The sequence below is a fragment of the Chryseobacterium taeanense genome (genome assembly GCF_900099685.1).
In the GTDB taxonomy this organism is placed as follows: domain Bacteria; phylum Bacteroidota; class Bacteroidia; order Flavobacteriales; family Weeksellaceae; genus Chryseobacterium; species Chryseobacterium taeanense.
Genome location: NZ_FNDW01000004.1, coordinates 173,709 through 190,535, shown reverse-complemented (window position 1 = coordinate 190,535; position 16,827 = coordinate 173,709). Strand labels below are relative to the sequence as shown.

Genomic DNA, 16,827 nt, shown 5'->3' with positions numbered 1-16,827 from the left:
GGTTTCATGTCATGAAGTTTTGATTATCAAAAATTTACACCTAAAGATAAATAAAAAATCAATGCTAATCTTTTTTTTAAAATAATTTATCCAATAATTAACATATAGTTTACTTTCATATTTAATACCTTTGGCTTTTCAAATATAAAACTGTGATGCATGGATTTTAGAAACTTTACAATGCCCTTCAGCATTAATCCCAAATATTCTAAAAAAGTAGCTTATTTTTCAATGGAATTTGCCATAGAGCAGGTTTTAAAAATATATTCCGGAGGACTTGGATTTCTGGCAGGATCTCACATGAGAAGTGCTTACAATCTCAAACAGGATCTTATTGGAATTGGTATTCTGTGGAAATTCGGATATTATGACCAGGCAAGAAATCATGACCAGACCTTACAGCCTGTCTGGACCAAAAAAATGTACAGTTTCCTTGAAGATACGGGAATAAAATTCCAGATTGAAATCCACAGCGCACCAGTCTGGGTAAAAGTGTGGTATCTTGATCCTGAAATTTTCCACACCGCTCCGATGTTTTTTCTGTCTACAGATGTTCCTGAAAATGACCACGTTTCAAAAACCATCTGTCATAAGCTGTATGATGCCAATGAGTCTACCAAGCTGGCTCAGTATATCCTGTTAGGAAAAGGCGGTGCAAAACTGCTGGATGAAATGAATGCCGAAAGAGATATTTATCACCTCAATGAAGCCCATGGACTTCCGGCTGCCTTTCATTTATTGAAAAGATATAATGGAAACCTGAACAGAGTAAAAGAAAAACTGGTTTTCACAACACACACTCCCGAGGAGGCAGGAAATGAAAAGCATAATCTCAGACTTTGCTACGACATGTCTTATTTTTCAGGATTCAGTATGGAAGATGTTAAAAAAATTGAAGGATTTCCCGACGACCGATTCAATCATTCGCTGTGCGCTCTGAAAATGGCTCATATTGCTAACGGAGTTTCTCAGCTTCACGGCGTGGTATCAAGAGCGATGTGGAGCAAATATAAAGACATCTGCGAAATCACTTCCATCACCAATGCGCAGGAATTCAAATATTGGTCGGATAAAGTACTTTACAATGCGAAAGATGTGAACGACGAAACGATTTTCGATTATCGTAAAAAACACTTAAAAAAGAGGTTGTTTAATATTGTTGCCGACCAGACTGGCAATCTTTTTAACCCTAATATTTTCACGATTGTATGGGCAAGAAGATTTGCAGGTTACAAACGGGCAGACCTTCTTCTACAGGATAAAGAAAGATTTTACAAACTGCTGAATCATCCGAAATATCCTGTACAGATTATATGGGCAGGAAAGCCTTACCCAATGGATTTTTCGGCAATTTCTATTTTCAATTCACTGGTGGAAGAAAGTAAAAATCATAAAAACATGGCTGTTCTTACAGGATATGAACTTTCACTTAGCAAATCTTTAAAGCAAGGTTCAGATCTTTGGCTGAATAACCCAAGGGTTCCCAGGGAAGCTTCAGGAACTTCAGGAATGACAGCTGCAATGAACGGCTCCGTCAATCTTTCTACCGATGATGGCTGGATTCCTGAATTTGCAAAACATGGAGAAAATTCGTTTGTGGTTCCCAAAGCCGATTACCTCAATATGAGTGTGTACGAGCAGGATAATTACGATATGAATAAGTTATACGAAATTCTTGAAAACGAAATTCTTCCTGCATATTATGACAATCCGGACAAATGGAGAAAAATTCAATACAATTCGATGAACGACGTAAAAGATCATTTCAACAGCGACCGTATGGCAGACGAATATTATCAGATTCTTTATAACTATAATGGATAAATAAAAAGCGGCTCGAAAAATTTTTCGAGCCGCTTTTTATTACGAACTAGTCTTTTTTCTTTTTTTCTTTAGGTACTTTTAAACCTTCTTCTCTGGCTTCAGAAATACCTATGGCTACTGCCTGTTTTTTGCTCGTCACTTTATCTCCAGAAGAAGACTTTAATTTTCCTTCCTTGAATTCGTGCATTACTTTCCCTACTTTTTTCTGGGCTTTTTCTGAATATTTTTCTTTGCTCATACTATTTATATTTTAAGATATTGGTACCGAAACGCCTATTTCATACACTTTCGCCTGCTTAAGATATTTTGACCGCTCTCTTGATGTCACCGATTCAAAGTGGCCATTTTTGATAACAACAATTGGATCTTCTGCATTTTCAATTTCAAAACTTGCAATATATCGCTCATCTGGTGGTGATTGCTGCAACTTTGCTTTTATTTTTTGTAATTCGTCTGCATAATCTTTAAATCCGGGATCTGAAGAATGAATAAATTTATACTCATCACCCGCATTTACGAAATAATGCAGTTTTTTTTCCAGTAAGTGTTCTTCATTACATATTTCAGGATTGTCATTTCCGTCTCTGAAACATATTTCTACAAGTTCACCGTTTTTTTTCTGACTGTAGTCAGCTGCATCTTCATAACTGGAAAAACCTGTATAAACAATTTTGTCTTCCAGTTCGTATCTATTCAATTTCTGATCGTAAGCATTTGTTTCCATAATTATTATGTGATTTGATTTATATTAATTAATATTCAATTCTTTTGCCAAAAGTTACGGTTTTAATGCTTTTTTTCCCATTCATAAAATTGTTATATTTGAAATCTTTAAAATTAGAAATGAAAAAATTTATATTAACGCTTACAATAGCGGCTGCATTTCAAAGCGTTGCCGCACAGGAAATCACTTTAGACAAAATATATTCAGGATATTATCGTGGAAGAGGCATCGCCGGGATTACTTCCATGAAAAACGGAGAAAATTATTTAGTCATTGAACAGGGAGGAATCGCCAAATATTCTTACAAAACTTCTCAAAAAGAAGGCAATATTGTCGACGGACAATTTGAAAGCTATGAGTTTTCTGATGACGAGTCTAAAATTCTTCTGTTAAAGGAAAGTGAACCTATTTACAGACATTCATTTCTGGGAAAATTTGATGTTAAAGATTTAAAATCAGGTAAAACAATTGCGTTAAATGAAGGGAAATTTGTTCAGGAACCTAGATTTTCACCTGATGCGACAAAAGTTGCTTTTATTGCCGAGAATAATTTATTTTACCAGGATTTAAATTCAGGAAAAATTACGCAAATTACCACTGACGGCAAGAAAAACTCAATCATTAACGGGCTTGCAGACTGGGTGTATGAAGAAGAATTTGGGCATGCCAGACAATATGAATGGACAAAAAATTCTGATGCGATTGTTTTTGTAAAATCAGACGAGAGTGAAGTTCCGGAAATCTATATTCCTATTTACGGAAAAACGCTTTATCCATCTGAAATGCGATATAAATACCCAAAAGCCGGAGAAAAAAATTCTAAAGTTTCGGCACAACTGTATCGTCTTGACAATGCAAAAACAATTTCTTTGAATTTAAGTTCATTTAAAAATTATTATATTCCAAATGTTATTCAAACAGCAAAAGCTGACGAGATTGTTCTTATTACTTCAGAAAGAATTCAAAATGCTTCTGATGTTTTAAAGGTGAATACAAAAACAGGAAATGTTCAGAAACTATTTACCGAAACTGATGACAAATGGATTGATACTGACAGTCCGACTTTAGAATTTTTAGAGGATGATTCTTTCCTTTGGGGTTCGGAAAGGGACGGAAATCGCCATCTATATTGGTATGATAAAGACGGGAAACTGAAAAAACAGGTTACCAAAGGAAATTGGGAAGTAACCGATTATTATGGTTTTAATCCGAAAACAAAGGAAATTTACGTTCAGACGACAGAAAAAGGTAGCATTAATAAAGTGGTTTCTAAAGTAAATATCGAAAACTGGAAATCTCAGCTTATCTCAAACGCAGAAGGGAATAATTCCGCAAGCTTCAGTAAAAATTATAATTATTTCATAGAAACTTCTTCTACAGCTTCTAAACCATACACTTTTGTATTAAAAGACGGAAATGGAAAAATTGTAAAAGAACTTCAGAACAATGATGCACAGCTTCAGAAACTGAAGGCGGATAATTTCACGGAAAAAGAATTCTTCACTATTCCTAACGAAGCCGGTGACCAGATGAACGCATGGATTATTAAGCCTAAAAATTTTGATAAAAATAAAAAATATCCTTTATTTATGTATCAATATTCCGGTCCGGGATCTCAGCAGGTTGCCAATTCATGGGATAACGGAAATGCTTTATGGTTTGAAATGCTGGCTCAAAAAGGATATATCATTGCTTGTGTAGACGGACGCGGAACTGGTTATAAAGGTTCTAAATTCAAGAAAGTAACCTATATGAATTTAGGAAAATATGAAATTGAGGATCAGATTGCAGCAGCAAAATGGTTCGGAAATCAGTCATATATCGACAAATCAAGAATCGGAATGTTCGGATGGAGCTTTGGAGGCTATATGACCAGCTTGGCTATGACGAAAGGCGCAGACGTTTTCAAAATGGGAATTGCGGTAGCGCCGGTTACAAACTGGAGATATTATGATTCGGTATATACGGAAAGATTTTTAAGAACACCGCAGGAAAATCCTGATGGATACGATAAAAATTCACCAACTGAATATGCCAATTTATTGAAAGGAAAATTCTTATTAATCCACGGAACTGCTGATGATAACGTGCATTTCCAAAATTCCATGGAATTCTCAGAAGCTTTAATTCAGAATAGAAAGCAGTTTGATTTCATGGCTTATCCCGATAAAAACCACGGTATTTACGGTGGCCAGACAAGACCGCAACTGTATCAGAAAATGACTGATTTTATTTTGGAGAATCTTTGATAAAGCGGGAAGTTTGAAGCGGGATGCTAAAAGTAAAAATCACTCAGAATTTTGAGTGATTTTTTTATATAAATACAAAATTTATTTACAAACTAAGATTACTGAAAAATCAGCCTAATATATCATAGAAAAATAATTTTTATGTTAATACTTTTAAAAATCATAATGAACCAGTAAACTATAACTGGTTGGTTTCATTTTTTTTGCTCTATTATAAAAGTGATCTTTTTCTAAACAAATGATATTATCTTCAAAAATCTCATCATTATCAGTAATTGAAAGTTCAAAATATTCATCATACATAGAATCATCTTTAATATTTTCAAAATATAGTTCGAGTCTTATTTGAATCTGATCATCCTCATTATTAAATTTAAAAAATCGTTGAAACATTATTCTAAGATAATTGTAGCTTTTAGTTGTAACTGAAATACCTAAATTATCATATTGTAAAATAAAAATATAACTTGGATTTACTTTTAAATAAAAGTCAACTATTTTTACTTCTAAATAATGATGAAGCATCGCTTTAAAAGCATTATCAGTTATAAAATTATCTTTTGAGTCAAAAAGATTCAAATATTGTTCAACTGATTCCGTGAGAAGTTTTTCCATCTTTTATTTGCTCAAAGTTAACAAAATTCCATTATTATTTTTAAAATTCTATATTTGTGAAATTTGAAATTTATCAACTATGAAGACTAAACATCCTCAAGGACTGCTTTTCCTCTTTTTCACGGAAATGTGGGAGCGTTTCGGGTATTATCTTATTCTGGGAATTTTTGTATTGTACGTTATTGAACCAACAGGCATTAAAGGCGGACTTGGGCTTCCCGATAAAACTGCAGATGATATTTTCGGGACGTATATTGCTCTTACTTACTTAACCCCTTTTATCGGCGGATTCCTTGCCGACAGAGTTTTAGGATACATCAAATCTATTTATCTGGGAGGAGTTTTAATGGCAGCGGGATATATCGGGATGGGCGTTTTCAAAGATCTTACGTTGTTTTATTCTTCTTTAGCATTAATTATCATCGGAAACGGTTTCTTTAAGCCTACTATTTCCACCTTATTGGGAAATTTGTATTCTGAAGAACCTTACAAAGCGAATAAAGATTCCGGATACAATATTTTTTATATGGGAATCAATATCGGGGCGTTTATCTGCAACATTATTGCTGCTTTTATGCGAAACAAATTCGGCTGGGGTGAAGCCTTCATTACGGCCGGAGTCGGAATGCTTGTGGGACTCATTATTTTTACCATTGGAAGGAAGCATTACATTCACGCAGCTCAAATGAAACCTGTACAGGAAGGTGATACCAAGCTTTCTGAAATCTTGTTAAAAGTATTTGTTCCTGCTATTATAGCCGGAGTTATCGGATGGATCATTCCTGATAATATTTTCGGAAGTGACAGTACGGATGCCTTTATTTTTGCCTGTGTACCGGTTATTTATTTCTATACTTCTCTTTATTTTAAAGCAAAACCGGAAGAAAAATCATCTATCGGAGCCTTACTTTCTGTATTTCTGATCAGTATGTTTTTCTGGGCGGTTTTTAAGCAAAACGGAACAGCCTTAACTAGATGGGCCAATTATTATACCGACAGAAGCGTCCCTGCTTCCATGGAAAAACCTTTGGAGAGCATTTACATGGTTGATGGAAAAAGTTATGAAGACAAAGAAGTTCCTGTTTACGATGACCAGTATCAGTCTCAAAAAGACAAAGATGGAAAAGCCATTAAAGTACAGGGGAAGGATGTTTATTTTAAAAACATTTCTCCTGAAAAAAGAGCCATATTAGAAAAAAATCCTGAGGCAAAAACCTATTTATACAACACAGAATTGTTTCAGTCTATCAATCCATTTTGGGTGATTGCCTTAACGCCTTTAATTGTCGGATTCTGGGCCTTTTTAAGGAGAAGAGGAAAAGAGCCTTTAACACCAACAAAAATTGTTTTAGGACTTTTTATTTCAGGTTTGTCTTGTTTGGTAATGGTTTTAGCCGTTTGGGCCGGAGACAACGGAGCCATTAAAGTTTCGCCATGGTGGCTCGTTGCAAGTTATGGAGTGATTACGGTTGGAGAATTATGCCTTTCACCTATGGGATTATCTTTTGTCTCCAAGCTCTCACCTGCGCGGATTACAGCATTAATGATGGGTGGTTTTTTCCTCGCCAACTCGGTAGGGAACAAACTTTCAGGAATCTTGGCCAGTACATGGTACAGTTATGACAATAAAATGAATTATTTCCTTGTGAATTTCGCTTTATTGATATTTGCTACTGTATTAGGATTGTCAATGCTAAAGAGATTAAATAAAATCATGAAAGAAAAAGGACACTGATTCCTCATTAAAAATAAACAAAATCGAGCTGCAGAATGATTCTGTGGCTTTTTTGTTTAAATATAAAATTAAAACCTTGCCGAAAACTCAAAAAAAACTATATTTGTCAGTCTTAACAAAAATTTAACAAGTACATATGGATAATATTGAAGCATTAAATCCGAAACAGGATGAATTTGTAGAAAATAAAGGTTCCAGACATCCAAAAGGATTGTGGGTTCTTTTCGGAACCGAAATGTGGGAGCGTTTCAATTTTTATGGAATGAGAGCACTTTTAACGCTCTTCATGGTAAATTCCTTATTAATAAAAGAAGCTGATGCAGCGATCATCTATGGTGGGTTTTTAGCTTTATGTTATCTTACTCCGCTTTTAGGAGGTTTTATAGCCGATAAATATATCGGTAACAGAAACGCCATTCTTATTGGCGGATCTTTAATGGCCATCGGTCAGTTTTTACTTTTCATCAGTGCGTCAACATTTTCCGGAAGTCTGGATAGCGCTAAAATGATTATGTGGCTGGCGCTATTTGTTATTATTTTCGGTAACGGATTTTTCAAACCAAACATCTCCTCGATGGTGGGAAGTCTTTATCCTAAACAGGAAAAATCTAAATTAGACTCTGCCTTCACAATTTTCTATATGGGAATTAATATCGGAGCATTTTTAGGGCAATTTATCTGTCCATACTTAGGTGATGTAAAAGATGCTTCAACAGGAGTAAGAGATATTTTCGCTTTTAAATGGGGATTCCTTGCAGCTTCTATTGCCATGGTTGTAGGTACCGTAACCTTCTTTATTCTTAAAAATAAATACGTGGTAACACCTGAAGGGAGACCTATCGGTGGATTGCCAAAACATAATACCAGTGCCGATTTTGAAGAGGGTGAAACCCAGACTGCTAAATTCTCAGGGGCAGCTTTAGGAATTACCGGAGGATTATTTGTTATCCTGTTCTTTATCTTCAGATATTTACTGGTAGGAGAATTCGGGTTTAAGGCAGTAGAAATGGGACAGTTGATTAAAGGAATTATTTATCCTTTCATCTATGCGGCCGGTATTTCCCTAGCGTTCTTAATCATGAGTTCTGCTGAAAACAAGGTAGAAAAACACAGAATCTGGGTAATCTATATCGTATCATTCTTTATTATTTTCTTCTGGGCAGCTTTTGAGCAGGCAGGATCTTCATTAACGTTTATTGCAGACAACCAGACCGACAGAAATATCTTCGGATGGAATATGCCGCCTTCAATGGTTCAGATTTTCAACGGTATTTTCGTTGTGTTATTAGCCGTTCCTTTCAGTTTATGTTGGGATAAATTACGTGCAAAAGGAAAAGAGCCGGTTTCTCCGATGAAGCAGGCAATGGGTCTTGCTCTGATTGCTTTAAGTTACTTCATCATCGCCCACAACGTAAAAGATCTTGGAAATTCCGGATTATTAGCGATAAAATGGTTAATGCTTTTATATTTCATCCAGACTTGTGGTGAGCTTTGTTTATCCCCAATCGGTTTATCATTGGTTGGTAAATTAGCACCAAAAAGATTTGCATCTTTATTGTACGGCGTATTCTTCATTTCCAATGCTGCGGGATATGCATTGGCAGGTTCTTTGGGAGCGTTAATTCCGGCTACAGGAGACAAATTTACCAAAGCTCAGGAAATTGGAGTGAACCTTCAGGATGTTTTAGATAAAAAGGTTACGCTGAATGCAGATCAGGTTGCCGCTTTTGAAAAAGCACAATTACCTTTGGAGAATCCTACTTTCGTAGGATTTGAAATCCATAATTTATTTGAATTCTTCATGGTATTCGTAGTTCTTTGTGGTATTGCAGCTGTAATTTTAGCTTTAATTTCGCCAATCTTAAAGAAAATGATGCACGGTGTAAATTAATCCGCATCAAATAAAATATAATGTAAACCTCTGCCAAGTCGGAGGTTTTTTTTATTTTCGTATGTTGTTCCAAATGTTGACGCATTGTGTCGACAAATAAGCAGGAATAAAACCCTTAATTAAAACTTAATCATATACTATTATGAGTTTAACTTTAGATGAAATACAAAATTTCAAAGGAAAATACCCAAAACAAATCTGGAGCCTGTTTTTCTCTGAAATGTGGGAACGTTTCTGTTTCTATGGAATGCGAGGAATGCTCGTTTTTTTCATGATTTCCCAACTCAATTTCCATGAAAAAGAAGCCAACCTTCAGTATGGCGCAACACAGGCATTCGTTTATGCCTTTACATTTATCGGAGGTCTATTTGCCGATAAAATATTAGGATTTCGAAAATCTCTCTTTTGGGGCGGAATTCTGATGATTGTCGGAAGTTTGATTTTGGCAACAGACCCACACAAATTTTTCTTTTTAGGAATTGCATTTACAGTCGTCGGAACAGGTTTCTTTAAACCCAATATTTCATCCATGGTCGGGCAACTCTACAAACCTAATGATTCAAGGGCAGATGCAGGTTTCTCATTATTTTATGCCGGAATTAATCTTGGGGCATTGCTTGGAGGATATTTGTGCATTGCAATCGGTAAAGGAGAACTTTTCGCAAACTATATTCCTGAAGAATTAAGATGGCATCTTGCTTTTGGTTTCGCAGCTATAGTTATGGTAATCAGTCTTATTAATTTCGTATTTACGCAAAGAAGCTTAGGAACAATTGGTTTGCAGCCGGGTCATCCTGACAGCGAAATAAAATCGGCTCCCATCCCGAAATGGCAGGAATACGGAGTATATGTTTTATCATTGATTTTCGTTCCGATCATCATGATAATGGTCGCAAAAACGGAATATACAGACTATTTCATGTGGATTGTCGGGCCATTGACGTTGATCTACCTGTTCTACGAAATGACAAAAGTAACACCTTCTGAACGTAAAAAGCTTTGGGCAGCTTTGGTTTTCATCCTATTCTCTATCTTGTTTTGGGGAATATACGAGCAAAGCGGTGGTTCATTAAGTATTTTCGCAGCGAAGAATTTAAATAAAGATTTACTAGGTTTGGATCCAAATGGTGTTAATAATTCCGGAGGGGCATTCTTTATTATCTTTCTGGCTCCACTCATCGGACTGCTTTGGATCTGGATGAGTAAAAGGAAAATTGAACCCAATACCATTATTAAATTTGGTTTAGGCTTTATTTTCCTAGGATTAGGATATTACGTTTTATTTGCCACAAGGTTTTTCGCTAATCTTCAAGGGATTACTTCATTAAATTTCTTCACAATTGCATTGTTGGTTATTACTTTAGGAGAACTCTGCCTCTCTCCTATCGGATTGTCGATTATGACAAAACTTTCAACGAAAAATCTTCAGGGAATGATGATGGGAATGTGGTTTCTGGCTTCCGCTTATGGTCAGTATGTCGCCGGAATTATTGGAGCAGGCCTTGCAACAGCAAAAGACGGTTCCACAAACTATGATGCTCTCATCTCTTATACTGATGGATATAAACAATTGGGATTATATGCTGTAATTGCGGGTATTGTATTAATTTTGATATCACCATTTGTAAAAAAATTAATGCAGGAGGTGAGATAAAAAATAAGTAATTATGCTTATTTTTACATAAATGTCAAATCATGAAGAAAGTTATAAGCATAATTTGTCTTTTCGCCATCACTCTAAATTTTGCGCAGGTAAAATGGATGACTATGGAAGAAGCACTGAAAGCCCAAAAAGAAAATCCTAAAAAAATCCTGATCGATTTTTATGCAGACTGGTGTGGCCCGTGCAAGATTATGGATAAAAAAACCTATGGAAACCTTATTATAGCAGACATTCTAAATGAAAATTATTATCCTGTAAAATTTAATGCGGAAGAGAAAAAAACCATAGAAGTTTTTGGCAGAAAATTCTCAAATGCGAATACAGAACACCGAAAAGGAAAAAATTCTTTACACAAATTCACCCAATATATGAATGTGGCAGCGGTTCCGAGTACAGTTTTTCTCGACGAGCAAGGCGGGCCGATCACCATTTTGCAGGGAGAGCTTTCCGCAAAAGAATTAGAACCCTATTTGGAGCTTATTTCAAAAGATCTTTTCAAAAAAATCCGTTCGAGGGAACAATGGGAAGATTACCAGAAAAAATTTAAATCAAAAATAAAAGATTAAAACCAATACAAAGACTTTCAAATCCGAAAGTCTTTTTTAATTTCTAATTTTTCCCGAAATTCGTGGTTCTTTAAAAATGACTTTAGAAACTTCCATAGAATACGTCAAAGGAATAGGTTCCGAAAAAGCCAAGCTCATTAGAAATGTGCTGGGAATTTTCACCGTAGAAGATTTTCTTAATTTCTTTCCCATTCGCTATCTGGACAAAAGTAAAGTTCATAAAGTTTCGCAGCTACACGATGTGACGACCGATGTTCAGCTGAAAGGAAAAATTACGAATATTCAGGAAATACAGACTGGAAAAACAAAACGCCTTTCCGCTAAATTTAATGATGATACAGGATCGATGGATCTGGTTTGGTTTCAGTATTCAAAATGGCTGAAGGAGCAACTTCCTGTGAACAAAGAAGTTTTTATTTTCGGTAAAATCAATGTCTTTAACAATCAGTTTTCAATGCCACATCCGGAAATTGAAATTGAAGAGAAAAAAGACACTGAAAACCGTTTAAAACCCATTTATCCAAGTTCGGAAAAATTAACCAAAAGAGGATTAAATCAAAGATTTTTTCAAGTTGTCTTAAAAAATATCTGCAAAGAAATTCCTCATCTTATTCATGAAAATTTTCCGGATTACCTGATGAACGCTTTTAAATTTTTATCCAGGCAGCATACCTATCTCAACATCCATTTCCCTAAAGATATGGAACATTTTGAGAAGGCCAACTATCGTTTAAAATTTGAAGAATCTTTCTTTTTCCAGCTGGGATTCGGATTAAAAAAAATTCACCATAAAAGCCATACCATCGGAAATCCCTTTCCTGTAGTCGGAGATTATTTTAATGATTTTTACGAAAATCATCTTCCTTTTGCTTTAACGGGAGCTCAGAAAAGAGTGTTAAAAGAAATCCGGATGGATATGAAACGTCCGATCCAGATGAACAGGCTTCTGCAGGGTGACGTGGGTTCGGGAAAAACGATGGTAGCGCTATTGACTATGCTTATCGCCAAAGACAACGGTTTCCAAAGCTGCATTATGGCTCCCACGGAAATTCTTGCCCAGCAACATTACAACGGCATTAAGGAACTTTTAGAAAAAACGGAAGTTAAAATTAAACTTTTAACAGGGTCAACAAAGAAATCTGAACGAAATACCATTCATGAAGAACTGGAAAACGGTGAACTTTCCATTTTAGTGGGAACGCATGCTGTTTTGGAAGATAAGGTTAAGTTTAAGAATTTAGGATTAGCAATAATTGACGAACAGCACCGATTTGGTGTGGCACAACGTGCAAAACTCTGGGCAAAAAATAAAATTCCGCCACATATTCTTGTGATGACGGCAACGCCTATTCCGAGAACGCTGGCAATGAGCTTTTATTCTGATCTCGATGTTTCTGTAATTGATGAATTGCCGGTGGGAAGAAAGCCTATTATTACCGCTCACAGAAGGGAAAAAGACAGAGCATATGTTTATAATTTCTGCCGTGAAGAAATCCAAAAAGGAAGGCAGGTATATTTCGTTTATCCTTTAATTGAAGAATCTGAAACGTTAGATTACAAAAACCTGATAGCCGGTCTGGAAAATGTGATGGATAATTTTTCAAAATACAATGTCGCGATGCTTCACGGAAAAATGAAACCTGATGAAAAAGATGTAGCAATGAATTATTTTGCTTCCGGAAATGCGCAGATCATGGTGGCAACAACGGTAATTGAAGTGGGTGTAAACGTTCCGAATGCTTCTGTAATGGTAATAGAAAGCTCGGAAAGATTTGGTCTTTCACAGCTTCATCAGCTTAGGGGCCGCGTGGGGCGTGGCGCAGAGCAAAGCTATTGCATTCTCATGACTTCCGACAAATTGTCTAAAGACAGTAGAACAAGGATCAAAACGATGGTTGAGACCAATGACGGATTTAAAATTTCTGAAGTCGATATGCAGCTTCGCGGTCCGGGAGATATTCTTGGAACACAGCAAAGTGGTGTGGTAGATTTTAAAAGATTGGATTTAGTGAACGATTCAGCGATCATTAAAGCCACTAAAAATACGGTAGAAAAAATTCTGGAAGCAGATCCTTTATTATCAAGACCGGATAATCAGATCATTAAAAGTTATTATCTGAGACATTATAACGGTAAGAATAAATGGAGTAAAATTTCATAAAAAAACCGCGAAAAGAAATTAATCTTTACGCGGTCCCCCTTATAAAACTGTTATTTGAAGAAATTACTTTACTTTTTTTAGCTTAATATTTTGTGATTCGGTGTAAAATATATGTGATGTAATTTGGTGTGTTCAGCTTAAAATAAGTAAAAAACAAAATGAATTATGTTCCCAATCTGCTTATTTATAAAAACTAACTTGACATGCTAAAGAATAACATCATACATATTCTTTAACAATTCGAGTTTTCATGATTGTACCGTTTTGTTTAAAGATCTTCTGCGCTTGTAATTGGAAATTCATATAATTCATTTTGTTTAACTAACATTGTGATTTATATAATTTAGTTTAGTTCAAAAAACAACTGTCATTATTAACTTTTCTGTCAAATTTTGTTCTTATTATTAAAGATTAACCATTTATTTTTCAGTTTCATTATTTTCACTATTTTGTGAAGCTTGAAGTACAAATATAAAACTTTAAATTCAATATCAAAATAATCGGACAGTTTTTTTTCACACTTTCATGATAAAATTATTCTTATTAAGTCCTGAAGTATGATATTGCCAGGCGACAGTCATTATTTCCGTTACATTTTTTTTCAAATCTTTATAATTGTCAGGTTTTTTCATTAGAACATTCGCTCCGTTTACAAAAATCTCCTCTTCATCTTCAGAGGATAAGTGATCGGAATAAATTATGGCAGTCATGTGATCGAATTTATTATTAGCCTTTAGTTCAGACAAATACGAAATACAATTCTTCTGAGAAATATTAAAATTCAGAAATAAGATCTCAGGAATAATGGCATCTTTGGCATTGAGATGATCCATCATATCTTTAATACTATAGAAAGATTTTATTTTCACCTGGATTCTGAGATTCTGCAATATGTTTTTAAACAGGATGACATTTCCTTCGTCACCATCTGTCAAAATCACATTAAGATATTCTTTAATCATATCGCCCTGGAATATTGGTGATCGTACCGTTGAATTTTCCTTCTCATTGTAACAATTTTCTGAAACTGGGAAGGCGTAAGCCCCGTCATATTTTTAAATTGTGTGCTTAAATGTGCAACACTGGAATAATTCAGTCTTTGAGCAATTTCCGTCAGATTATGTTTACCACTGATAATCAAATCTTTTGTGTACTCAATTTTCTGGATAATGATAAAGTTTTCAATCGAAGTATTTGCAATTTCCGAAAAGAGATTTGAGAGATAGCCGTAGCTGTGATTCAATTTGTCTGCAATATATATGGAAGCCTTCACGGGAATTATTTCGTCAGAAGCCACAAGTTCCATGATAGCATCTTTTATCTTCTGAACCAGTGCTGTCTTCTGGCTTTCAATAATTTCGATCCCATAGTCCTCAAGATTCTCCTTAAATGCTTTGCATTGCTCCTGCGTGAGAGACTCATACAGTTCTACTTCACCGGAATTGATAAGCCTGTATTTCAGACCCTGATCCCTCAGTTTATCTTCCAATACCTTCCTACAGAGGGTATTGAAATCAAATTTTACATACATTTTCATCCTTAACTTATGTATTTAATGTTTAAGTAAATATAAACTTTTTATTTCAAATTCAAGTGATATAATAAAATTTTACAATAAAAAGCCCTAAATAAAAAACTCCTGCATTAAAAAATACAGGAATTTAAACACTAAGGATGAAAAAAATATACCGATAAAAAACTGAAAAAACAGTTTAAAACCAAGCATATGAATATTGTTTATAATGATTCGGTTCTTTTACAAAGATGTAAAAAAACAATACATCTCATTTTATAGAATTACATGAAAATATTACAAAATTTTAAGTCAAAATTAAGTGATATAAAATTCCATTACATAATCATCCATCACAAAACCATTACCTATATCTACAATTACCTCATTATACACGTCGAAACCCTGGGATTCATAAAACATTTTTGCAGTATTGTTTTTATTTACATTTAAGATTATCCTTTTATCATGAGTTTCAGATACTTTTTGCTTTAAAAAATCAATTGACATTCTCCCGAGACCTTTTCCCTTACTTTCAGGAATCAGATAAATCCTGTGAAGTTTTGTAGTATTCTGTTCATAACCATGCTCATAACCTAAAAAACCTTCAAATGTTTTTTTAATTTCATCAAATATCAAAAAATAATGATAGTCAGCATCTTGTAATTGTTTACTGATTTCCTCGTGAGAATACATCGTCTTCAGCATATACTCTATCTGTTCGATGGAAAGTATTTCTGCATAGGCATTTTCCCATGATCTTCTTGCCAGGTTCTGAATGAGATGAATATCTTTTTCTGTTGCTTTTATAAATTTCATTGATTTCAAATTTTATCTAAATCTTACCCTGAAACATATAATTTGTTTAAGAATAAAAAAGGCGAAAAGCACAATACCTTTCACCTTAATATGTTTTTTGTAACCTTAAAATGTTACCTTAATAATGTTAAATATTTGCCATTTCAGCTTTAATTTTTTCGTAAAGCCCCTCAGATGCCGCTACTAAAGGAAGTCTCAGATAATTTTTTATGATTCCTTTTTCCGTTAAAATAACTTTTATTCCACAAGGGTTACCCTCGGCAAAAATCAGTCTCGTGATATCAACCAATTTGTTATGAATTTCATATGCTTCTTTTACTTTTCCGTCAAAAGCTAGTTGAACCATTGTTGAAAACTCTTTCGGATATGCCTGCGCAATAACAGAGATCACCCCGTTTCCACCTGCAAGCGTAACAGGAAGTGTAAATTCATCATCGCCTGAAACCAAATTAAAACCTTCAGGCTTTTTTCTTAATATATCAAAATACTGAAGAATATTTGGAGCCGCTTCTTTGATTAAGAATAAATTCGGAAATTCTTTTGCCAAGCGTAAAGTTGTTTCTGCTTCAATGTTCTGCCCTGTTCTTGAAGGAACATTGTAAATAATAATATTTTTTCCTGTAGAAGCAATTGTTTTATAATGCTGGTAAAGTCCTTCCTGGTTTGGTTTATTGTAATAAGGCGACACAGAAAGTACCGCTTCAAATGCAGAAAGATCTGTCTCCTCGATCTGTTTCTTGACCTCAAGAGTATTATTTCCGCCGATTCCTAAAACCAATGGAAGGCATTTATTATTAACCTTAATGATATGCTCAACCACCTGTTTCTTCTCTTCAGCAGAAAGCGTTGCAGCCTCAGCTGTAGTTCCCAAAACAACTAAATAATTGGTTCCGTTTTCGATGTTATATTCAACTAATTTCGTTAAACTATCGAAATCTACGGATAAATCTTCATTAAAGGGTGTCACCAACGCGACACCTACTCCTTTTAAAATGCTCATCTGTTAGAATAATTTTTCCAAATTTAATAATTTAACCCAAGAATTTGTTATAAATACGAATGTTTTA

At 34.7% G+C, this 16,827-nt stretch carries 14 protein-coding genes; 7 read left to right on the top strand and 7 right to left on the bottom strand.

Annotated features, from left to right (window positions below):
* Nucleotides 1-159: 159 nt before the first annotated feature.
* A complete protein-coding gene (gene glgP / locus BLR30_RS08020) occupies nucleotides 160-1,824 on the top strand; it encodes an alpha-glucan family phosphorylase (protein WP_089856885.1) in 1,665 nt (554 codons plus the stop codon).
* Nucleotides 1,825-1,870: 46 nt separating this feature from the next.
* On the opposite strand, the gene BLR30_RS08015 is transcribed toward glgP, so the two are convergent.
* Together BLR30_RS08015 and BLR30_RS08010 are read right to left on the bottom strand one after the other, a co-directional pair.
* Nucleotides 1,871-2,062, bottom strand: coding sequence for a DUF6496 domain-containing protein (locus BLR30_RS08015; protein WP_089856882.1), 192 nt, complete (start codon nucleotides 2,060-2,062; stop codon nucleotides 1,871-1,873).
* Between the two features lie 12 nt (nucleotides 2,063-2,074).
* On the bottom strand, nucleotides 2,075-2,548 hold the full coding sequence (locus BLR30_RS08010; RefSeq protein WP_089856878.1) for a hypothetical protein: 474 nt from the start codon (nucleotides 2,546-2,548) through the stop codon (nucleotides 2,075-2,077).
* 119 nt (nucleotides 2,549-2,667) lie between these two features.
* Here BLR30_RS08010 and BLR30_RS08005 point away from each other — a divergent pair, with 119 nt between their 5' ends.
* On the top strand, nucleotides 2,668-4,797 hold the full coding sequence (locus tag BLR30_RS08005; protein WP_089857180.1) for a S9 family peptidase: 2,130 nt from the start codon (nucleotides 2,668-2,670) through the stop codon (nucleotides 4,795-4,797).
* A 153-nt stretch (nucleotides 4,798-4,950) separates the two neighbouring features.
* Here BLR30_RS08005 and BLR30_RS08000 read toward each other — a convergent pair whose 3' ends face one another.
* A complete protein-coding gene (locus BLR30_RS08000; RefSeq protein ID WP_089856876.1) occupies nucleotides 4,951-5,412 on the bottom strand; it encodes a hypothetical protein in 462 nt (153 codons plus the stop codon).
* Nucleotides 5,413-5,491: 79 nt separating this feature from the next.
* On the opposite strand from BLR30_RS08000, the gene BLR30_RS07995 reads away from it, so the two are divergent.
* The 5 genes from BLR30_RS07995 to recG all read left to right on the top strand — a co-directional run bounded on the left by BLR30_RS07995 (nucleotide 5,492) and on the right by recG (nucleotide 13,428).
* Nucleotides 5,492-7,147, top strand: coding sequence for a peptide MFS transporter (locus BLR30_RS07995; RefSeq protein ID WP_089856874.1), 1,656 nt, complete (start codon nucleotides 5,492-5,494; stop codon nucleotides 7,145-7,147).
* 136 nt (nucleotides 7,148-7,283) lie between these two features.
* Nucleotides 7,284-9,038, top strand: a complete 1,755-nt coding sequence (locus BLR30_RS07990) for a peptide MFS transporter (RefSeq protein ID WP_089856872.1) — start codon at nucleotides 7,284-7,286, stop codon at nucleotides 9,036-9,038.
* A gap of 142 nt (nucleotides 9,039-9,180) precedes the next feature.
* The gene (locus BLR30_RS07985) at nucleotides 9,181-10,692 is read left to right on the top strand and encodes a peptide MFS transporter (RefSeq protein ID WP_089856870.1); all 1,512 of its coding nucleotides are present in this window, start codon (nucleotides 9,181-9,183) and stop codon (nucleotides 10,690-10,692) included.
* Nucleotides 10,693-10,733: 41 nt separating this feature from the next.
* A complete protein-coding gene (locus BLR30_RS07980) occupies nucleotides 10,734-11,267 on the top strand; it encodes a thioredoxin family protein (RefSeq protein ID WP_089856868.1) in 534 nt (177 codons plus the stop codon).
* A gap of 76 nt (nucleotides 11,268-11,343) precedes the next feature.
* Nucleotides 11,344-13,428 carry an ATP-dependent DNA helicase RecG gene (gene recG / locus BLR30_RS07975; protein WP_089856866.1) on the top strand — a complete coding sequence of 695 codons (2,085 nt, stop codon included), beginning with the start codon at nucleotides 11,344-11,346 and terminating at the stop codon, nucleotides 13,426-13,428.
* A 515-nt stretch (nucleotides 13,429-13,943) separates the two neighbouring features.
* Here recG and BLR30_RS07970 read toward each other — a convergent pair.
* The 4 genes from BLR30_RS07970 to dapA all read right to left on the bottom strand — a co-directional run bounded on the left by BLR30_RS07970 (nucleotide 13,944) and on the right by dapA (nucleotide 16,760).
* On the bottom strand, nucleotides 13,944-14,390 hold the full coding sequence (locus BLR30_RS07970; RefSeq protein ID WP_089856865.1) for a response regulator: 447 nt from the start codon (nucleotides 14,388-14,390) through the stop codon (nucleotides 13,944-13,946).
* Entirely contained in the window at nucleotides 14,387-14,965 is a 579-nt protein-coding gene (locus BLR30_RS07965) for a helix-turn-helix domain-containing protein (protein WP_089856862.1), read from the bottom strand. The genes BLR30_RS07970 and BLR30_RS07965 overlap by 4 nt, the downstream gene beginning before the upstream one ends.
* Nucleotides 14,966-15,259: 294 nt before the next feature.
* A complete protein-coding gene (locus BLR30_RS07960; RefSeq protein WP_089856860.1) occupies nucleotides 15,260-15,760 on the bottom strand; it encodes a GNAT family N-acetyltransferase in 501 nt (166 codons plus the stop codon).
* A 127-nt stretch (nucleotides 15,761-15,887) separates the two neighbouring features.
* Nucleotides 15,888-16,760 carry a 4-hydroxy-tetrahydrodipicolinate synthase gene (gene dapA, locus BLR30_RS07955; RefSeq protein ID WP_089856858.1) on the bottom strand — a complete coding sequence of 291 codons (873 nt, stop codon included), beginning with the start codon at nucleotides 16,758-16,760 and terminating at the stop codon, nucleotides 15,888-15,890.
* Nucleotides 16,761-16,827: the final 67 nt, after the last annotated feature.

Bases quoted from the DNA above. Each gene is read 5' to 3' on its own strand.
- glgP (WP_089856885.1), top strand. From the start codon at position 160: ATGGATTTTAGAAACTTTACAATGCCCTTCAGCATTAATCCCAAATAT.
- BLR30_RS08015 (WP_089856882.1), bottom strand. From the start codon at position 2,062: ATGAGCAAAGAAAAATATTCAGAAAAAGCCCAGAAAAAAGTAGGGAAA.
- BLR30_RS08010 (WP_089856878.1), bottom strand. From the start codon at position 2,548: ATGGAAACAAATGCTTACGATCAGAAATTGAATAGATACGAACTGGAA.
- BLR30_RS08005 (WP_089857180.1), top strand. From the start codon at position 2,668: ATGAAAAAATTTATATTAACGCTTACAATAGCGGCTGCATTTCAAAGC.
- BLR30_RS08000 (WP_089856876.1), bottom strand. From the start codon at position 5,412: ATGGAAAAACTTCTCACGGAATCAGTTGAACAATATTTGAATCTTTTT.
- BLR30_RS07995 (WP_089856874.1), top strand. From the start codon at position 5,492: ATGAAGACTAAACATCCTCAAGGACTGCTTTTCCTCTTTTTCACGGAA.
- BLR30_RS07990 (WP_089856872.1), top strand. From the start codon at position 7,284: ATGGATAATATTGAAGCATTAAATCCGAAACAGGATGAATTTGTAGAA.
- BLR30_RS07985 (WP_089856870.1), top strand. From the start codon at position 9,181: ATGAGTTTAACTTTAGATGAAATACAAAATTTCAAAGGAAAATACCCA.
- BLR30_RS07980 (WP_089856868.1), top strand. From the start codon at position 10,734: ATGAAGAAAGTTATAAGCATAATTTGTCTTTTCGCCATCACTCTAAAT.
- recG (WP_089856866.1), top strand. From the start codon at position 11,344: ATGACTTTAGAAACTTCCATAGAATACGTCAAAGGAATAGGTTCCGAA.
- BLR30_RS07970 (WP_089856865.1), bottom strand. From the start codon at position 14,390: ATGATTAAAGAATATCTTAATGTGATTTTGACAGATGGTGACGAAGGA.
- BLR30_RS07965 (WP_089856862.1), bottom strand. From the start codon at position 14,965: ATGAAAATGTATGTAAAATTTGATTTCAATACCCTCTGTAGGAAGGTA.
- BLR30_RS07960 (WP_089856860.1), bottom strand. From the start codon at position 15,760: ATGAAATTTATAAAAGCAACAGAAAAAGATATTCATCTCATTCAGAAC.
- dapA (WP_089856858.1), bottom strand. From the start codon at position 16,760: ATGAGCATTTTAAAAGGAGTAGGTGTCGCGTTGGTGACACCCTTTAAT.